Origin of the sequence: Gilliamella sp. (genome assembly GCF_024104075.1) — a bacterium.
In the GTDB taxonomy this organism is placed as follows: Bacteria; Pseudomonadota; Gammaproteobacteria; order Enterobacterales; family Orbaceae; genus Gilliamella; species Gilliamella bombi.
In genome coordinates, this window is the sequence record NZ_JAGGHR010000005.1 from 55,537 (window position 1) to 72,425 (window position 16,889).

Sequence of the window (16,889 nt, forward strand, 5' to 3'; positions counted from 1 at the left end):
ACTTATAGTTTGCTTTATGTTTTTATTACGATGTTTTTTTGGATTATTTACCACTCTTACAAATTGCTGACAACTGCAACAGGATAGCAAAGAGACCATTTTATCCCAGCTAAAGCCAAAAATTGCTAAGAAAATCGCTCTATCTTCTTAGCTCATACATTGCTACTAAAACTATTTAAAGCAAAAGCTCAAAACGTCCGAAACTATACCGAATAAAAACAACCATTAAAGTTTACTTTTTTTAATAGATTGTCTGCTATTGAGAATATAATTCCCCCCAGCAGTCAAGGACTAAATCCGAAAGGCTAATTAGCAGCACAAAGTCCATTCCTACTAGCTCTCCCACCGAGCACATCACCGTCGTCCGAGTCAACACCGAATAAGTAATTATTTCCAGTATCACTTGTCCAGTAGTTGCGACTAGCAAAATCTGCGTTGGTATAACGGCTCATATCTCCCCACTCAGTAAAAAAGCCTACGCCAATTCGACGCTGGTAATGATTACCAGATGATGATGGGATGGCACCGACAGAACCTTGACACCAGTGACCTGACCACTTACCGGAACAAACCGCATTAGTTAAATCCCTTACCTGTGGAAAACGATAACCTAAATGGCTACACCAAGAAGCTTGTTTAGAAGCGTCAGTCGCTCGAAATCCACGATTAACGAACCATTGCTTCAACACAAACCCATACTTGACAACCACACTACCTTGACTATCTCTACCCACTAACTCGAATGTTTGAGGCAAGGTTGGCTTGCTAATTGGACTTGGGGAATCTGAGCTTTTTTGGTTATCACTTGCCCTAGGACCCGTTAACGTAACGCGCATTACCTCTACTGAATGATTGGATATCCAATTATCGCCTGCATTTGGTAACGTCCTTGTCACAGTAGCTGTTATTCCCCCATGTGTAACAGGAGTCCAAGTCAACTGACTACCTCCACCTATGTCTAAATCAAAGTACAAACCATCTGCACCTGTTGTCGGAAAATTTAATTCGTAAAATGTTGGATTAGTTGATTGAACTAGAAATCCTTTAGTTGGATTCCAAATATTAGCTGGACCAGCGTAATCACCTGCACCATAGGTTAGATTTGGTCTTACATGACAGATTTTAGGAGGTAAATTTGGGCTGATGTAGTACTCCACCGATTGACGGTGGAAATAATTTGTATCTGGTACACCGTACTGTGTTTTTAAAGACCCCTCTGTACTACTTAATATCACCTTATAAGGTGCTTTACAAATATCTAAAATATCATTACGACTAACAGCATTACCATTTTTATCGGAAAAATAAGCAGATAGATTTCCTTTTGCGGTTACGCCATTTATTCCCTGACCATCACCATCATCATCGCCCCAATAATGATAAGTGTTCACTATATCATTTAAACTGACTGAATCAACTGATGAGGGAATCAACATGTGAATATCACTTAAAGTACTTCCTTTAGGTAAAGTTATTGGATTTGTTACGCTTGATGTATTGGTTGATGGAGTAACTATTGTTCCATCCAATAGAGTGATATTCAATAAATCATCGGTTGTGATCGCTTTAGTTTTACCACCATCAAATGTTAAATATGGTGCACTACCTTGTATAACATTACTAGTATGCGCAGTTAATGCCTGCAAATTAGGCGAATACGGCAATAACAACAATGGCACTAATACCAACGTTTTTTTTGTAGATAATTGTATGGATAATTTCGATGCTAAAAATGAAGTAAGTGTAAAAACTCGTCTAACGTGGTTATTTAATAAATTTAAGACATAGGTTTGCCAGTGCTGGTGTCTGGTGTCTGGTGTTGATAAGTATACTGCATAACATCCCTTTTGTAAAGTAATGTATTGTTTTATTTTATTTTTTTAACGATCTATAATCTATAAAATATAGCTGAATTAATTCTAATTTTTAAAATTATAATGTTTAAAAAAAATTTGGCTACATTTTTAACTAAAAATTTTGTAAAGATTTATTAAGATACTTGATTTTTTTTGGATGTGCTGAGTTTCGATCGTTTTTATCTTGTGATAAAACACACTCGGCTCAATAAAACAGAGTATTATAAAAAAAATGAAAAATAGAAGAATTAAATTCCATTAACTCTTTTCCTTCATCAGGATGTGCTGTCACCTAAGCGAAATTAGCACGCCAAATAATAATATTTGGTAAATTATTGATATAAATGTTATTTCTTTCACGAAAAACTAAAATTTAAACACAGATTTTTATCTGTACTATTTCAATCAATTACGCCATAATGTTATAAAAATAACAGTGCTTGGCTATATTTGTTATTTTTATAACATCCCTATTTATTTACAGACTAACAATATTTAATTAAACATTATTACAAAGACATTTTAAGGATCTCGTTATGAGTTATGCAAAGTATATCGATCATACTTTACTTGCAATGAACGCAACAAAAGACCAAATAACTAAACTCTGTGAAGAAGCTAAACAATATCATTTTTATTCAGTTTGTGTAAATTCAGGCTATGTTCCTTTAGTGGCTAGTTTACTAAAAGGTAGCGACGTAAAAGTGTGTTCAGTCGTTGGCTTTCCTTTAGGTGCAATGCTAACTAGCGCTAAAGCCTTTGAAACCGAAATGGCGGTTAAAGCAGGCGCGCAAGAAATCGATATGGTTATTAATGTGGGTTGGTTAAAAAGCAATGATTGGGATGCGGTTAAACAAGATATTGAGGCGGTATTTAATGCTTGTGGTGCTGTGCCATTAAAAGTGATTTTAGAAACTTGTTTATTAACTAAAGACGAAATTGTTAAAGTTTGTGAAATTTGTAAGCAAATCGGTGTTGCTTTTGTTAAAACCTCAACAGGGTTTAGTGTATCTGGCGCAACGGTTGAGGATGTTAAGTTGATGCGTGATACCGTTGGCAATGAGATGGGCGTTAAGGCATCGGGTGGTATTCGTGATCGTCAAACGGCTGAAAAAATGGTTCAAGCGGGGGCTTCGCGTTTAGGGGCTAGTGCTGGTATTGCGATTGTTTCTGGTGATGTAACTTCGACCAGTGATTATTAATCAATGATATCAATTAATAAGCTACTTATGTAGCTTGTTATTATTGATTTATAGGATCAGCATGGAAACACAATCACAAAAAAGAGTGAATGATCTTATTCAACTTTTAAAAAAAACAGATAAGATTCATTTAAAAGAAGCCGCTAAGTTGTTGGCTGTTTCAGAAATGACCATTCGCCGAGATTTGAGCAATGTTGGTTGTTCCCTAAGTGTTTTGGGTGGCTATGTTGTTAGTGATGCTCGTCATCAAATTACCCCGTATTTTTTGTCAGACCAACAAGATAAACAGGTTTATGAAAAACAATATATTGCCAATATAGCTAGTAAATGCATTGTAGAAAACGATACCGTCTTTTTTGATTGCGGTACGACTATTCCTTTTATTATTGATGCCATTGATGATGAAATAACTTTTACTGCTATCTGTTATTCATTAAACGCATTTTTAGCATTACAAAATAAATCTAATTGTAAGACAATTTTATGTGGTGGTCATTATCAGGCTAATAATGCGATTTTTAGCACTATTGGACAGCATAGTGAATTAAATTCGATTTGCCCAAATAAAGCTTTTATTTCGGCCGCGGGGATTGATATTAAGCAAGGCGTAACGTGTTATCATTTTGATGAGCTTAATATGAAGCGTGCAGCAATACAACGTTCAGGTCAAGCTATGTTAATTGCGGATCATACTAAGTTTGATCAAGTTAGGCCAGCTTTTATTGGTGGGTTAACTTTGTTTAATCAAATTATTACAGATAAAGTGCCAACCAAGGAATTTATTAATTTTTTAGCTAATCATAATATAGATTTAATGTATTAATATGAAAAATATCACAATTTTAGGTTCGACAGGTTCAATTGGTTGCAGTACGCTAGCGGTTATTGCTCAAAATCCACATCTATTTAAAGCTTATGCTTTAGTAGGAGGTAATAATGTTGCCAAAATGACTGAGCAATGTCTGGCTTTTAAGCCTAAATACGTTGCCATGGCAACGGCGCAAGCCGCGACAGAGTTAAAAGCAAATCTTGCTAATTTAAAATTGGATATTGAAGTGTTAAGTGGTGAACAAGCCATTTGCGACTTAGCGCAGTTGCCCGAGGTCGATCAAGTGATGGCCGCAATCGTTGGAGCCGCAGGATTAAAACCAACTCTTGCTGCGATTAAAAAAGGTAAGCGTATTTTGTTGGCCAATAAAGAATCGCTAGTAACCTGTGGACATTTATTTATGCAAGCGGTTAAAGAGTATGGTGCTGAGTTGTTGCCGGTAGATAGCGAACATAACGCTATTTTTCAAAGTTTACCAACGACGGTACAGCATGATTTAGGTTTTGCTAACCTTGCTGAGCATGGTATTACTAAAATCGTGTTAACAGGTTCTGGCGGACCATTTCGTGATTGGGATTTAGCTAAACTGGCACATGTCACCCCCGAGCAAGCGGTTGCTCACCCTAATTGGTCGATGGGTAAAAAAATATCTGTTGATTCAGCAACGATGATGAATAAAGGGCTGGAATATATTGAAGCTCGTTGGCTATTTAATGCTAGTGCCAACGAAATGGAAATTATTATTCATCCGCAATCAATTATCCATTCAATGGTACGTTATCAAGATGGTAGTGTGATAGCTGAGCTTGGTGTGCCTGATATGTGCACGCCAATTGCTTATGCCATGTCTTACCCCGATCGTGTTCCTTCAAGCGTACCACCTTTAGATTTTACGCAAATTTCGTCGTTAACATTTAAACAACCTGACTTTGACCGTTATCCATGTTTAAAATTGGCAATCGATGCCTTTAATCAAGGCCAAGCGGCTACCACGGCGCTCAATGCCGCCAATGAAGTTGCGGTTGAAGCATTTTTGCAACATAAAATTGGTTTTATGGATATTGCTAAAAATGTATCAAAAGTATTAGATCAATTGGCTTTCCCTGAGCCATCGACAATTGATGATGTTTTTATGATAGATCAATGGGCAAGATCACAATGTAGTCGGTGTTAAATGCTATTTGATTTTATAAACAGTAATTTAACTAAATAGTTGAGTTATTAAATAGTTAAATTACTGAGTAGTTAAGTTATTGAGTGGTAAAGGGCAGTCAATAACAATTATATTTTGAAACTATTGTGCTCAATCTTGCTGCCCTATTAGTAAGTTTTTACTATTTTTATTATGCCATTTGTTTTGCTGTTAATGTTGGATTATCGCTAATAAATGATTGTAAAAATGTACTATCAGGTAGTGCAGTTAATGCGCCTTTTTTGGTTGTAGCTAAGGCTCCACAAGCACTGGCAATGGTCATCATGCTTTCTAACATCAGTTTATCATCAGGCATGCCTGATGATGCAATACTGCTGAGTAATCCTGCGACAAAAGCATCACCTGCACCGGTTGTATCAACACTATTTACATGGTACGAATCAAACGAAAATGTTTTGCCTTGCCATAATACAATGCTGCCATCTTTACCTTTGGTAATTAATTTTAATGATGCTTCATAGTGTTGTTGTAGTTTATTTAATGCTTCACTCCAATCATTGCTTTGAGTTAACCAAAATAGTTCTTCGTCTGATAGTTTGAGGATATCAGCATCATGACAAAATTGGGTAATGGTGGTGCGCATTTCGTCTTTATTGGCCCACATCTGTTCGCGCAAGTTAACATCAAAGCTGATTAGGCCATTTTTAGCGGTAAGCTGTTCAATCGCAATTTTAAGTGTTTGACGGCAGGTGTGGCCAACTAGCGCCAAAGAGCAAAAGTGTAAAATATCTTGGTTAAAATTAGGAATTGCTTGCTGAGATAAAAATTGATCAGCTGAAGGTGAAACCAAAAAAGTAAAACTACGTTCACCGTTTTTTCCTAAATCAACAACCACAGTACTTGTTCGATGATGTTCATCTTTTTCAAGGCTTTGGCAATCAACGTTATATTGGCGGAATGTGGTTTCCATAAAATCACCAAAAGGGTCATTACCAACACGACCAATAAACGCTGAAGACAGTCCTAATTTTGCAATACCAATTGCAACATTTGCAGGTGCGCCACCAGCACATGCTTTATAATTCATATCACCAAATGGCAATAAATCAATAACGGCATCCCCAAGGGACCAAACTTTAGTATTATTCATTTTTTAACTCGATTATAGTCAGTTACTGCGGTAATCTAGTATAGAGACAGATTACTTGAGTTTTTTGAAATATGTCATCTTTTTACTTTTTAGTAAAGTCATTAATAGTTAATCTGTTGTTGAATTTATAATAGTCATTTTTTAAAAGTCCATCATAGACTAAATCATTTGACAAAAAATTCATTGTTAACGTTAAAAATATGTGACTATCATCACATATTTTATCGCTAATTTCATTAACAGTTAACGTTAACAATTAAATTAAGATACTATTAAATAAAGGTATCTAATATTGGATAAAAAAGGGGTTTTTATGTCTACTGCTATTGATAAAGCCAATCTATCTGTTAAAAATTTAGAAAAAGTAATGAATAAACAATATTATCCACATTTTCATTTAGCTCCACCAGCTGGTTGGATGAATGATCCTAACGGTTTGATTTACTTTAAAGGTCAATATCATGCCTTTTATCAGCATCATCCTTATGATGAAAATTGGGGACCAATGCATTGGGGACATGTTGTTAGTGATGATTTAGTCACATGGCGAAGGTTGCCAATAGCTATTGCTCCCGATCAAGAATTTGATAAGTCAGGCTGTTTTTCTGGATCGGCCGTAGATAACAATGGTGAGTTATGCTTAATTTATACTGGTCATATTTGGTTGAGTGGCCAAGGTTATGATGAACAGATTCGACAAAGCCAATGTCTTGCAACTAGTAAAGATGGCATTCATTTTGAAAAGCAAGGCACAGTACTTATACCCCAAGACGGAGTAATGCACTTTCGCGATCCTAAAGTGTGGCAACAAGATGGTAAATGGTGGATGGTTGTTGGTCAAAGAACGCCAAATAATGTTGGTCAAGTTTTACTATTTAGATCTGATGATTTAAATGAATGGCAATTGGATCATGTTGTAGTGAGTGATATCGATCCTGATGTTTATATGCTTGAATGCCCTGACTTTTTTCCACTTGGTGATAAATGGGTTTTGATGTTTTCACCACAAGGGTTGAAAGCAAAAGGTTATCAGTATCGTAATCAATTCCAATCAGGCTATATAGTAGGTAATTGGCAACCTGGGCAGCAATTTTCAATAGTTAGACCTTTTCAAGAAATGGATTTTGGACACGATTTTTATGCACCGCAATCATTTCTTGCCGCTGATGGACGTCGTATTATTTTTGCTTGGATGGATATGTGGCAGTCAGCCATGCCAAGCAAAAAAGATAAATGGGCAGGCGCATTTACACTTCCTCGTGAACTGATTTTAGATCAAGATAATAAAGTCAGAAATCGCCCAATAAAGGAACTTGAAGCATTGCGCGAAAAGCCAAAATCATTTGGTGAAATAACGCTCAATAGTGAACTTAAAAATACCAATATTGAGTCAATTTGTTGTGAACTTTGTGTTGAGTTTGATCTAAAAGAAAGTGATGCTGAGCGTTTTGGTTTGCAACTTGCTGCCACTGAAAATGGTAAACAAGCAACATTACTATATGTTGATTTACAATCTAATCGTATTGTTCTTGATCGTAGTTTATCTGGTCTTGAATTAACTGGTTATCGTAGCGTACCATTACCAGAAAGCCAAAAATTAACTTTACATGTGTATGTTGATGCTTCATCTGTAGAAGTATTTGTTAATGGTGATTTATATAGCCTTTCGAGCCGTATCTATCCAAAATTACCAGCGGAGCGAGTAGTTAATTTATTTGCTGAAAATGGTAGCGCCAAAATAACCAAATTAGATAGCTGGCAGTTAAAATCTATTTATGCGTAATTGATGATTGAATTGATCGCCATTGGGCGGTCAATTTATTTAAGTAAGTTATAATGAATTCCTTTCTAAATAAGGTGATGCTACCTGTATTATCTGTTTTTGGTTTTTGTTATTAATTATATGTAAAGCTGCTTGTTCTCCAATCTCATAATGAGGCAATTGCACTGTTGTCAGTGGTGGATAAAATAGTTCACCAGTACCTACCATGTTATCGTAACCTAATACAGCCACATCAGAAGGAATATGAAGTCCTTGACCGAGTAAATATTGATAAGCAACAAAAGCTATTCGATCATTACCACAAATTAATACATCAAAATCGGGTTTTTTATTGCAATGTTGTTTCAGTATATCAACCGTCATCATATATTCTTGAGCAAGATCATCTGATAAAGTTGAGGTATGGTAACTAGTAATCTTATTTAAATTGTAACCCGCATCTAACCACGCTTGCTCAACAGCTTTACGTCTAGTTTTTCCTGCTAATGTGGTTTCTGATAAATAGATGCATAATGGTTTTTTATAGCCTTTCTTTATTACTTGTTGCATGGCTTGATATTGACCCAAATAGTCATTTGGAATATAGCAAGCTAGTTGTTTTGAATCACTTATACAGTTGGCTAATACAACATTTTTATCTAATAACTTTTCAGGAAGTTCAACTTTTCTTAATCCCATTGTGGTATAGATAATACCGTTAGGGCGATATGATAGCAGGGTGTTTATTGCATGATCGGGATCTTTATCATCAAATAAATTAACTATAAAGGTATTCCAGCCATGATCTTGTGCAGTCTTTTCTATGGCTTGTAGTAATTCTACCGAAAATGGCGTCATTGCTGTTTCTAATGCCAAAACACCAATTGCACTTGGTCCTGACTTATCACCACGAATCTTCCTTGCCGATAAGTCAGGTACGTAATTAAGGTGCTCAATAGCTTGTTTAACGCGCTTGTAAGTTTCTTTATTTAATTTTTCAGGGTTATTTATTGCGCGTGAAACCGTCATCAATGAAACAGATGCTAGCTTTGCAACATCCTTAAGTGAAGCCATAGTTAAATCCTTTTGTTTAACAAGATAAAAATGATTATCAGCCATTACTATGCATGATGATACCACAAATAGAAATGATAAAAAGTGTGAGGTAAGTAACATTTATGACAATTGGTTCTATCTATTTAGTATCAAATATGACAATAATGTTAACATTAACATGTTAACGTTAAACTTCATCGATTTTCAACAATATAAGAGTAATAAACATGAATATGATAAAAAATAGAAACTATTGGTTCTCGTCTGGTTACCTTATTACTTTTTATGCTGCGTGGTCGCTGTGGTGGTCTTTTTACGCAATTTGGCTAAAAAGTAAAATTGACTTATCAGGTGAGCAGTTAGGTATTGTTTATGCGGCTAATTCTGCCGCAGCTATGTTTTTCATGATTTTCTATGGCATTATCCAAGATAAATTACAAATAGGTAAAGCCGTAGTGACCTTCCAAAGTATTATCATGGTTCTTATTGGCCCTTTTTTAATTTATGTGTATGAGCCTTTATTAAAAAATGATTTTATTTGGGGTGTTTGTATCGGTGCACCAGTTTTAAGTGCTAGCTTTATTTCGGGCAGTGCTTTGATTGACTCTTTTATTGAACGTATTAGTCGATTATTTGGCTTTGAATTTGGTCCTGCTCGTTTTTGGGGATCATTTGGTTATGCTGCTGCAACGTTTGTTGCGGGTATTTTATTCGGCATTGATCCTCATATTAACTTTTGGATGGCGTCGGGTGTTGCGGTTATCTTTTTCACCATTAATATGATATTTAAGCCAAAACAATATCAAGCATCACCAACTGAAAATAACGATACTGCTTTAGTAGAAAAAACAACGACTATACCAACAATGGGCGAAATCTTATCGCTGTTTGGTTTGCAAAAATTTTGGTTGTTTGTGTTGTTTGTTATTGGTACTTATAGTTTTTATACTATCTATGATCAGCAGTTATTTCCTAATTTTTATACTGGTTTCTTTGAAAAACCAGAAGATGGCTATCAAGTTTACGGTTATTTAAATTCCTTCCAAGTCTTTTTAGAAGCAACTTGTATGATTATTGCTCCTTATTTTATTAACAAAATGGGAGCTAAAAAATCGCTATTAGTTGCTGCACTAGTTATGATTTGCCGAATTGCATTATCTGCAACGTTAGATAATATTTATCTGATATCATTCGTTAAGTTATTTCATGCAATTGAAATTCCATTATTTATTTTGGCAATGTTTAAATATATTGTAGGTAATTTTGATGCTCGGTTATCTGCTACACTTTATTTAGTTGGTTTTAATATTTCATCAAATCTTGGCGTTATTGTGTTGTCATGGTTTGTGGGTAAATTATTTGATAATACAGGATATGCGACAACATTTTATGTGCTCGCAGGTGTTGTTTTGATTACTTCGATAATAGCTATATTTACTTTAAGTGACGAAAAAAGAGCAAAACAACAATGATTTTAAATTAGCTCTAATAATTATAAAAATGGGGACATATTGTTTCCATTTTTCTTTTTATTGATGTCAAATCAATACAATCCTTGCTTCTAAGGAAAGTTTGCGAAACAATATTAGCAATTTAGATAATATGTATAGGGACTTGTAGTGAACGATGTAAAAGTAGTTGTTAAACCCGAGATGTTATGGCAAACCATTCGACAAGAAGCCTCTGAGTTAGTTGAAAGCGAGCCGATGTTAGCTAGTTATTTCCATGCAACTTTACTCAATCATGAAGATCTGGGGAGTGCTTTAAGCTATATTTTGGCTAATAAGCTTGTTTCTCAGGTTATGCCCGCTATTGAAATTCGTGAAATTGCCCGTCAGGCTTATCAAGCGGACCAAAATATTATTCAGTCGGCTATATGCGATATCATGGCTGTTTATATTCGCGATCCAGCCACTAATTACTATTCAACACCACTTCTTTATTACAAAGGATTTTTATCCTTGCAAGCTTATCGAATTGCACATTGGCTTTGGAAGGAAAACCGTAAATCATTGGCTATTTTTTTACAAAGCCAAATTGCGATTGTATTTGGTGTTGATATTCACCCTGCGGCAAAAATTGGCTGTGGAGTAATGTTTGATCACGCAACAGGTATTGTGATTGGAGAAACAGTAGTAATTGAAAATGATGTTTCTATTTTACAATCGGTTACATTAGGCGGAACGGGTAAAGAAAATGGTGATCGCCATCCAAAAATTCGTGAAGGGGTGATGATTGGAGCTCACTCAACGATTTTAGGTAATATTGAAATAGGTAAAGGTGCTAAAATTGGAGCTGGTTCTGTTGTGTTAGATCCCGTACCTCAGCATACAACCGTTGCAGGTGTACCAGCCAAAGTGGTGGGTTGCCCTGATTGCGAAAAACCAGCGTTAAATATGGATCAAGATATTTAATTGTTATTAGATAATAAAAAACTCCGTTGATAAACACAGACGGAGTTTTTAATAATTGATTGGCTACTTATTGTTAAGATTTACATCCATTGTTGGGTATGGAATATTAATATTATTTTCAGTTAATCCATTTTTGATATTTTCAAGCAGCTCACCTTTTACCGCACCATAATTTTCGTTTAATGTCCAAACTAACACATTAAAATTCATCGATGACGCATCTAAAACATCTAATCGAATGGTAGGCTCTTTGGATGTTAATATATTATTAGTTTTATCAACTGCTTGCTTTAACACTTGATAGACTTTTTGAATATCTGAATCATAACCAACATTAACCACCAAATCTAAACGTCTTTCTGGTAAGCGAGTATAGTTGATAATATTAGCACTTACTACTTGGCTGTTAGGAATTATAACTAGTTCATTGGTTGGTGTAACAATAGATGTTGAGAAAATTTGTATAGAATCAATAATACCTTGCTGACTATTGATTATTACCGTTTCACCGACTTTAAATGGGCGAAAAATAATTAAAATCACTCCAGCCGCAAAGTTAGATAGTGAACCTTGTAACGCTAAACCAACAGCTAAGCCAGCCGCACCAATCACTGCAACAATAGATGCTGTTTGTACTCCTAATTGACCTAAAACAGCAACCAATGTCATTACAATAGTCGCATAGTATGCTAATGCACTGACAAATTTAACAACAGTTGGATCAACGTGTCGATTTGATAATATTCTTTTTAATTGGTTGCTAATAAATCTAGCGATAGTTCTACCAATCACAAAAATAACAATGGCAAAGCAAAAATGAGCAATATAGCTAAATACAACCCCATCATATTTTTCAATAAATGAAAGGGTATAATTTAAAAAACCTTCAAAATTCATATTATTATCCTCAGTAATGGGTAATAGAAATTTTTTTTAAAGTATTTTAATTCACAATTGGCTAAACAAGTTGTTTGATTAATAAAGACCAACGTGTATCAAAATTAGTTGTTGGTAGATATTTAAAACCTGAACGAGAATAACGTGCCATCATTCCCTCGCAAAAAGCTAATAATTGGCTAGATAAAATACGTTCATCAGTTATGAAGGCAACACCTTCACGAATTTTTCGCTCGCGTAAAACTTGTTTAATTTGAGTTTCAATTCGTTCAAATAGCTGGCTAATACGTTCTTGTAACTGATCTTGCTCAAACATTAATGCGTGCCCAGTCATAATTCTGGTTAATCCTGGGTTCTTCTCAGAAAACCCTAATATCAAAGCAAGAATAAGTTGTAACCGAGTAAATGTATTTGGCTCTTCATGCATGATCACATTTATACGGGATAACAAGATATCTTCAATATAGACAATTAAACTTTCAAACATTTTTGTTTTACTTGGAAAATGTCGATATAAAGCTGCTTCAGAAACACCTACTGTTGCAGCTAATTTAGCTGTAGTTATTCTTTGAGTGCCTTCATTAGATTCAAGCATTTTTGCCAATGCTTGTAAGATATCTTCTTTGCGATTTCTATTTTTGCTACTCACGATCATTTTTTACCCGAATGTCCAAAACCACCTTCGCCTCGTACTGATTCAACAAATTCATCAACAATGTTAAATTCGGCTTGTACAACCGGAACAATGATTAGTTGGGCAATTCGATCGCCTGCTTCAATCACAAAAGGAGTTTGGCTTCGATTCCAAACAGGCACAAATAATTGACCTTGATAATCCGAATCAATCAAACCCACCAAATTACCAAGTACAATACCATTTTTTGAACCAAGCCCTGAACGCGGTAACACTAATGCCGCTAAACTAGGATCAGCAATATGCATTGATAAACCAGTCGGCGTTAGGATAGTTTCTCCTGGTTTTATTTCGGTTGTTTTATCAAACATTGCTCTTAAATCAATGCCTGCAGATCCTTCAGTTGCATAAGTAGGCAGAGGAAATTCGTTACCTAAACGTTTGTCTAATACTTTTATATCAATTTTTCTTTTCATCATGACTCGCTTTATATCGTGTTATAACAGTTTGAAGTAACTGTGTTGCTAATTGGTTTTTACTGCTTAATGGTAACGTTTGCTCACCATTTTGCCAATACAGTGTTAATGCATTTTGATCGGAATTAAAGCCAATGGCTTTATCGGAAACATCATTAGCACAAATTAAATCTAAGTTTTTTGCGGTTAATTTTTTTAGTGCATAAGCTTTAACATCATTAGTTTCAGCGGAAAATCCTACCACAAAAGGGCGATGTGTTTTTAGCGCTGCGACACTTGCTACAATATCGGGATTTTTAACTAATTCAATCACAAGCTCATCGTTATCGCCCGTTTTTTTAATTTTTTGTGTCGCAATTGTTTTAGCATGATAGTCGGCAACAGCGGCACAAGAAATAAAAATATTTGATTTTTTAGCGTAATTCATTGCTTCATCGTACATCTGTTTAGCGCTTTTAACGTCAATTCGGTTGACATTATTCGGCGTATGTAAATGAACCGGTCCACTAATTAATGTGACATTGGCACCCATTTGAGCAGCGGCGTTTGCAATTGCAAATCCCATTTTTCCTGAACTGTAATTACTAATATAACGAACTGGATCGATTTCTTCGATTGTTGGTCCTGCCGTAATGGTAATTGATATATCTGAAAGCACTGAGGTTGATTTAAAATAGTGGGTTATTTCTTCAACAATAGTGAGCGGCTCAAGCATACGTCCTGGTCCAACATCACCGCAGGCTTGAAAACCACTGTCTGGACCTAAAATTAAGGTATTTCTTGACGCTAATACAGATAAATTATGTTGAGTTGCGGCGGCTTTATACATTTGTTGATTCATCGCCGGAGCAATGGCAATTGGCGAAGATGTTGCTAAACAAATTGTTGATAACAAATCATCGGCAATACCATTTGCCATTTTAGCAATAATATTGGCGGTTGCAGGCGCAATTAATACTAAATCAGCCCATTTGGCAAGTTCAATATGACTCATAGAAAGCTCGGCCGATGGATCAAAGAGATCGCTAGAAACCTGATTGCCAGAAACAGCTTGAAGCGTCATTTTAGTGACAAAATGGCTAGCAGAATCAGTCAAAACAACACGCACTTGTGCGCCACATTTTTTTAAATGACGAACCAGATCAGGGCATTTATAAGCAGCAATGCCGCCAGTAATTCCTAATAAGATACGTTTACCTGTTAGACTCATAAGCCAGCTTCCTTCCTACCAAAATGAAAGCGTTATATTACCACAATTAAGTTAGATAATAAGTAGCTCTTTCGCATTGGCTAATGTTGCGTCTGTAATTTTATCGCCGCCTAATAATCTCGCTAACTCGTTTAATCGCCCATTTTCGTTTAATTTTTGCATATCTGTAGTGGTTTTTTTACCATTAGTTTGTTTACTAACAAAATAGTGTTGGTTAGCTTGTCCTGCAACTTGTGGTAAATGAGTAACGGTAATTACTTGAGTTGATTGTCCAAGCTGCCTTAATAGTTGCCCCACTTTTGCGGCGGTTGGACCGCTGATCCCAACATCGATTTCATCAAAGATTAGAGCTGGCGTATCCATTTTTTGAGCAGTTAACACCTGAATTGCCAAAGCAATACGCGACAACTCACCGCCTGAAGCAACTTTAGCCAGAGGTTGGGGACTTTGTCCTACATTAGTACTAACTAAAAAAGTGACTTGATCAGCACCATCTTCATTTAATCGATTTTCATCAAAAGCAATATCGATACTAAATTGTCCATTGGGCATAGATAATTCATGCATAATAGTGGTCACTTTTTTAGCTAATGTTTTGCTTATCGTTAACCTTTTTTGATGCAATTTTGTAGCAATTTCAACAGCGATTTGATGGTATTTAGTAATATCATTTTTAAGTTGTTCACTTTGTTCATCTTGCTGATTAATTTGTTTAAATTCAGCTAACAAAGTTTGATGTAAATCTGGCAATTCTTCGGGCAAGACATGATGTTTACGCGCCAAAGCAATCTGTTTAGATAACCGTTGTTCTAGTTGCATGACTCGAGCAGGATCAAGTTCTAAACGTTCACTATAATGACGAAGCTCATCGCTTGCTTCTTTAATTTGAATAGATGCCTCTTCCAACATGTTATAAACGTTATTTAACGCTGGATCGAGCGTGGTTAGTTCTTGAACACTATTTTTCACACTGCTTAGTAAATTATTAACGTTATAGTCGTCCGCCTCGTCTAACAACATGACAGATTGCTGGCTTAGATTAATTAACTGTTCGCTATTAGATAACCGTTTGTACTCTTCATCAATTTGTTGAAACTCCCCTTCAATGGGCGAAAATTCATTAAGTTCTTTTAATTGATATTGCAAAAGTTGCATATGTGCATCACGCTCTTGCCTTGTTGTTTCGTATTGCTGGTAAGCCCGTGTTGCTTCTTTCCATTTCTTATAGGCTTGATGCATTTGAGCAAGTAGTGTTGGTTCATTCATATAATGATTTAACAACAACTGCTGATAATCACTGCGTAACAGGCGTTGATGCTCATGTTGCCCATGAATTTGAATCAACATTTGCCCCAAATCTTTTAATTGCGAAATAGGAACAGCTCGACCATTAATAAACGCTTTAGAACGCCCATCTTGATTAATCACTCGGCGCAAAATGCACTCATTGCCCTCATCAAGTTGGTTTTCGCGTAACCAATTAAAAGCCGCTGGCGTATCATCAAGCACAAAACAAGCCGAAATATCAACACGATCAGCCCCATGCCGAATAGATGAAGCATCAGAACGATTTCCTAAACATAATCCCAATGCATCAATAGCAATCGACTTCCCTGCTCCTGTTTCCCCCGTAATAGCGGTCATCCCAGTAGTAAAGTCGACAAGAAGTTGATCTACAATAGCAAAATTATTAATAGTTAGTTGAGTTATCATAATAAATTAATACATAAGGCTAGTTATAATATTGGCAGTATAGCAGTAAAAACACTGTAAATAAATACAGGTTTGGTTTTTTTGTTTTTTGAAATGTTTTGGGGATATCTACAAGCGCTATTTATATGAAATCGAAACTATTTCACCTAGGAGGTATGCAACTTTTTGATGTTATTTACTATTTGGTTTGTCAAAATTACTATCATTTATTGAATTTTGATTTAAATAGTCAATAAATTATTAAAGTTAAATGGGCTTTAAGGACAAAGAAATGTATCTCGATTTTTGTACACGGTTTATGTACATTCCTCTTTTTAAACGATCATATTGTAACTATCCCCTAAAATAGTACAGTAAAAGAGTAGAAAATTCTCTTTATTAACCCACAGAGGATTTAAATATGAAAAAAATGACTGAACATCAGATTGTATCTATTACTAAATATTTTTTCTTAACAATAGGATTCAATGTATAACTTAGAACTCTTACACTTAGTCCTAAACGTTTATGAGCATCAAAAATCAAACTACTACTTAA

General features: G+C 35.4%; 14 protein-coding genes. 6 read left to right on the forward strand and 8 right to left on the reverse strand.

All coding sequences use genetic code 11. The features are described from left to right. Nucleotides 1-305 precede the first annotated feature (305 nt). Complete coding sequence (locus tag J6569_RS02760) at nucleotides 306-1,679, reverse strand: hypothetical protein (protein WP_065590208.1); 1,374 nt, start codon at nucleotides 1,677-1,679, stop codon at nucleotides 306-308. Between the two features lie 713 nt (nucleotides 1,680-2,392). On the opposite strand from J6569_RS02760, the gene deoC reads away from it, so the two are divergent. The 3 genes from deoC (at nucleotide 2,393) to ispC (ending at nucleotide 5,061) form a co-directional block, all read left to right on the forward strand. After that, nucleotides 2,393-3,058, forward strand: a complete 666-nt coding sequence (gene deoC / locus J6569_RS02765) for a deoxyribose-phosphate aldolase (protein WP_065639686.1) — start codon at nucleotides 2,393-2,395, stop codon at nucleotides 3,056-3,058. A gap of 61 nt (nucleotides 3,059-3,119) precedes the next feature. After that, entirely contained in the window at nucleotides 3,120-3,881 is a 762-nt protein-coding gene (gene deoR, locus J6569_RS02770; protein ID WP_296299874.1) for a DNA-binding transcriptional repressor DeoR, read from the forward strand. 1 nt (nucleotide 3,882) lies between these two features. Beyond that, on the forward strand, nucleotides 3,883-5,061 hold the full coding sequence (gene ispC, locus J6569_RS02775) for a 1-deoxy-D-xylulose-5-phosphate reductoisomerase (protein ID WP_296317482.1): 1,179 nt from the start codon (nucleotides 3,883-3,885) through the stop codon (nucleotides 5,059-5,061). 169 nt (nucleotides 5,062-5,230) lie between these two features. Here the strand turns inward: ispC and J6569_RS02780 are convergent, their stop codons facing one another. Beyond that, nucleotides 5,231-6,190 carry an aminoimidazole riboside kinase gene (locus J6569_RS02780; RefSeq protein ID WP_296317484.1) on the reverse strand — a complete coding sequence of 320 codons (960 nt, stop codon included), beginning with the start codon at nucleotides 6,188-6,190 and terminating at the stop codon, nucleotides 5,231-5,233. A gap of 313 nt (nucleotides 6,191-6,503) precedes the next feature. Here J6569_RS02780 and J6569_RS02785 point away from each other — a divergent pair, with 313 nt between their 5' ends. Further along, complete coding sequence (locus tag J6569_RS02785) at nucleotides 6,504-7,973, forward strand: glycoside hydrolase family 32 protein (protein WP_296317486.1); 1,470 nt, start codon at nucleotides 6,504-6,506, stop codon at nucleotides 7,971-7,973. Nucleotides 7,974-8,021: 48 nt separating this feature from the next. On the opposite strand, the gene J6569_RS02790 is transcribed toward J6569_RS02785, so the two are convergent. Then, nucleotides 8,022-9,026: a LacI family DNA-binding transcriptional regulator gene (locus J6569_RS02790; RefSeq protein ID WP_065590231.1), complete on the reverse strand. Its 1,005-nt coding sequence runs from the start codon at nucleotides 9,024-9,026 to the stop codon at nucleotides 8,022-8,024. A gap of 209 nt (nucleotides 9,027-9,235) precedes the next feature. Here J6569_RS02790 and J6569_RS02795 point away from each other — a divergent pair, with 209 nt between their 5' ends. Together J6569_RS02795 and cysE are read left to right on the forward strand one after the other, a co-directional pair. After that, on the forward strand, nucleotides 9,236-10,480 hold the full coding sequence (locus J6569_RS02795) for an oligosaccharide MFS transporter (protein ID WP_296317489.1): 1,245 nt from the start codon (nucleotides 9,236-9,238) through the stop codon (nucleotides 10,478-10,480). Between the two features lie 180 nt (nucleotides 10,481-10,660). Continuing rightward, nucleotides 10,661-11,422 carry a serine O-acetyltransferase gene (cysE, locus tag J6569_RS02800; RefSeq protein ID WP_075524262.1) on the forward strand — a complete coding sequence of 254 codons (762 nt, stop codon included), beginning with the start codon at nucleotides 10,661-10,663 and terminating at the stop codon, nucleotides 11,420-11,422. A gap of 63 nt (nucleotides 11,423-11,485) precedes the next feature. On the opposite strand, the gene J6569_RS02805 is transcribed toward cysE, so the two are convergent. From J6569_RS02805 to recN, 5 genes are all read right to left on the reverse strand, one after another. Then, nucleotides 11,486-12,319 (reverse strand): mechanosensitive ion channel domain-containing protein, encoded by an 834-nt coding sequence (locus tag J6569_RS02805; RefSeq protein WP_085164619.1) that lies wholly within the window; start codon nucleotides 12,317-12,319, stop codon nucleotides 11,486-11,488. Nucleotides 12,320-12,380: 61 nt separating this feature from the next. Next, nucleotides 12,381-12,974 (reverse strand): nucleoid occlusion factor SlmA, encoded by a 594-nt coding sequence (slmA, locus tag J6569_RS02810; protein WP_034909580.1) that lies wholly within the window; start codon nucleotides 12,972-12,974, stop codon nucleotides 12,381-12,383. Beyond that, complete coding sequence (gene dut / locus J6569_RS02815) at nucleotides 12,971-13,429, reverse strand: dUTP diphosphatase (RefSeq protein ID WP_034947500.1); 459 nt, start codon at nucleotides 13,427-13,429, stop codon at nucleotides 12,971-12,973. Before dut ends, slmA begins: the two co-directional genes overlap by 4 nt. Then, entirely contained in the window at nucleotides 13,413-14,639 is a 1,227-nt protein-coding gene (gene coaBC, locus J6569_RS02820; RefSeq protein WP_296317493.1) for a bifunctional phosphopantothenoylcysteine decarboxylase/phosphopantothenate--cysteine ligase CoaBC, read from the reverse strand. Before coaBC ends, dut begins: the two co-directional genes overlap by 17 nt. 51 nt (nucleotides 14,640-14,690) lie before the next feature. Beyond that, on the reverse strand, nucleotides 14,691-16,352 hold the full coding sequence (gene recN / locus J6569_RS02825; protein ID WP_296317495.1) for a DNA repair protein RecN: 1,662 nt from the start codon (nucleotides 16,350-16,352) through the stop codon (nucleotides 14,691-14,693). Nucleotides 16,353-16,889 lie beyond the last annotated feature (537 nt).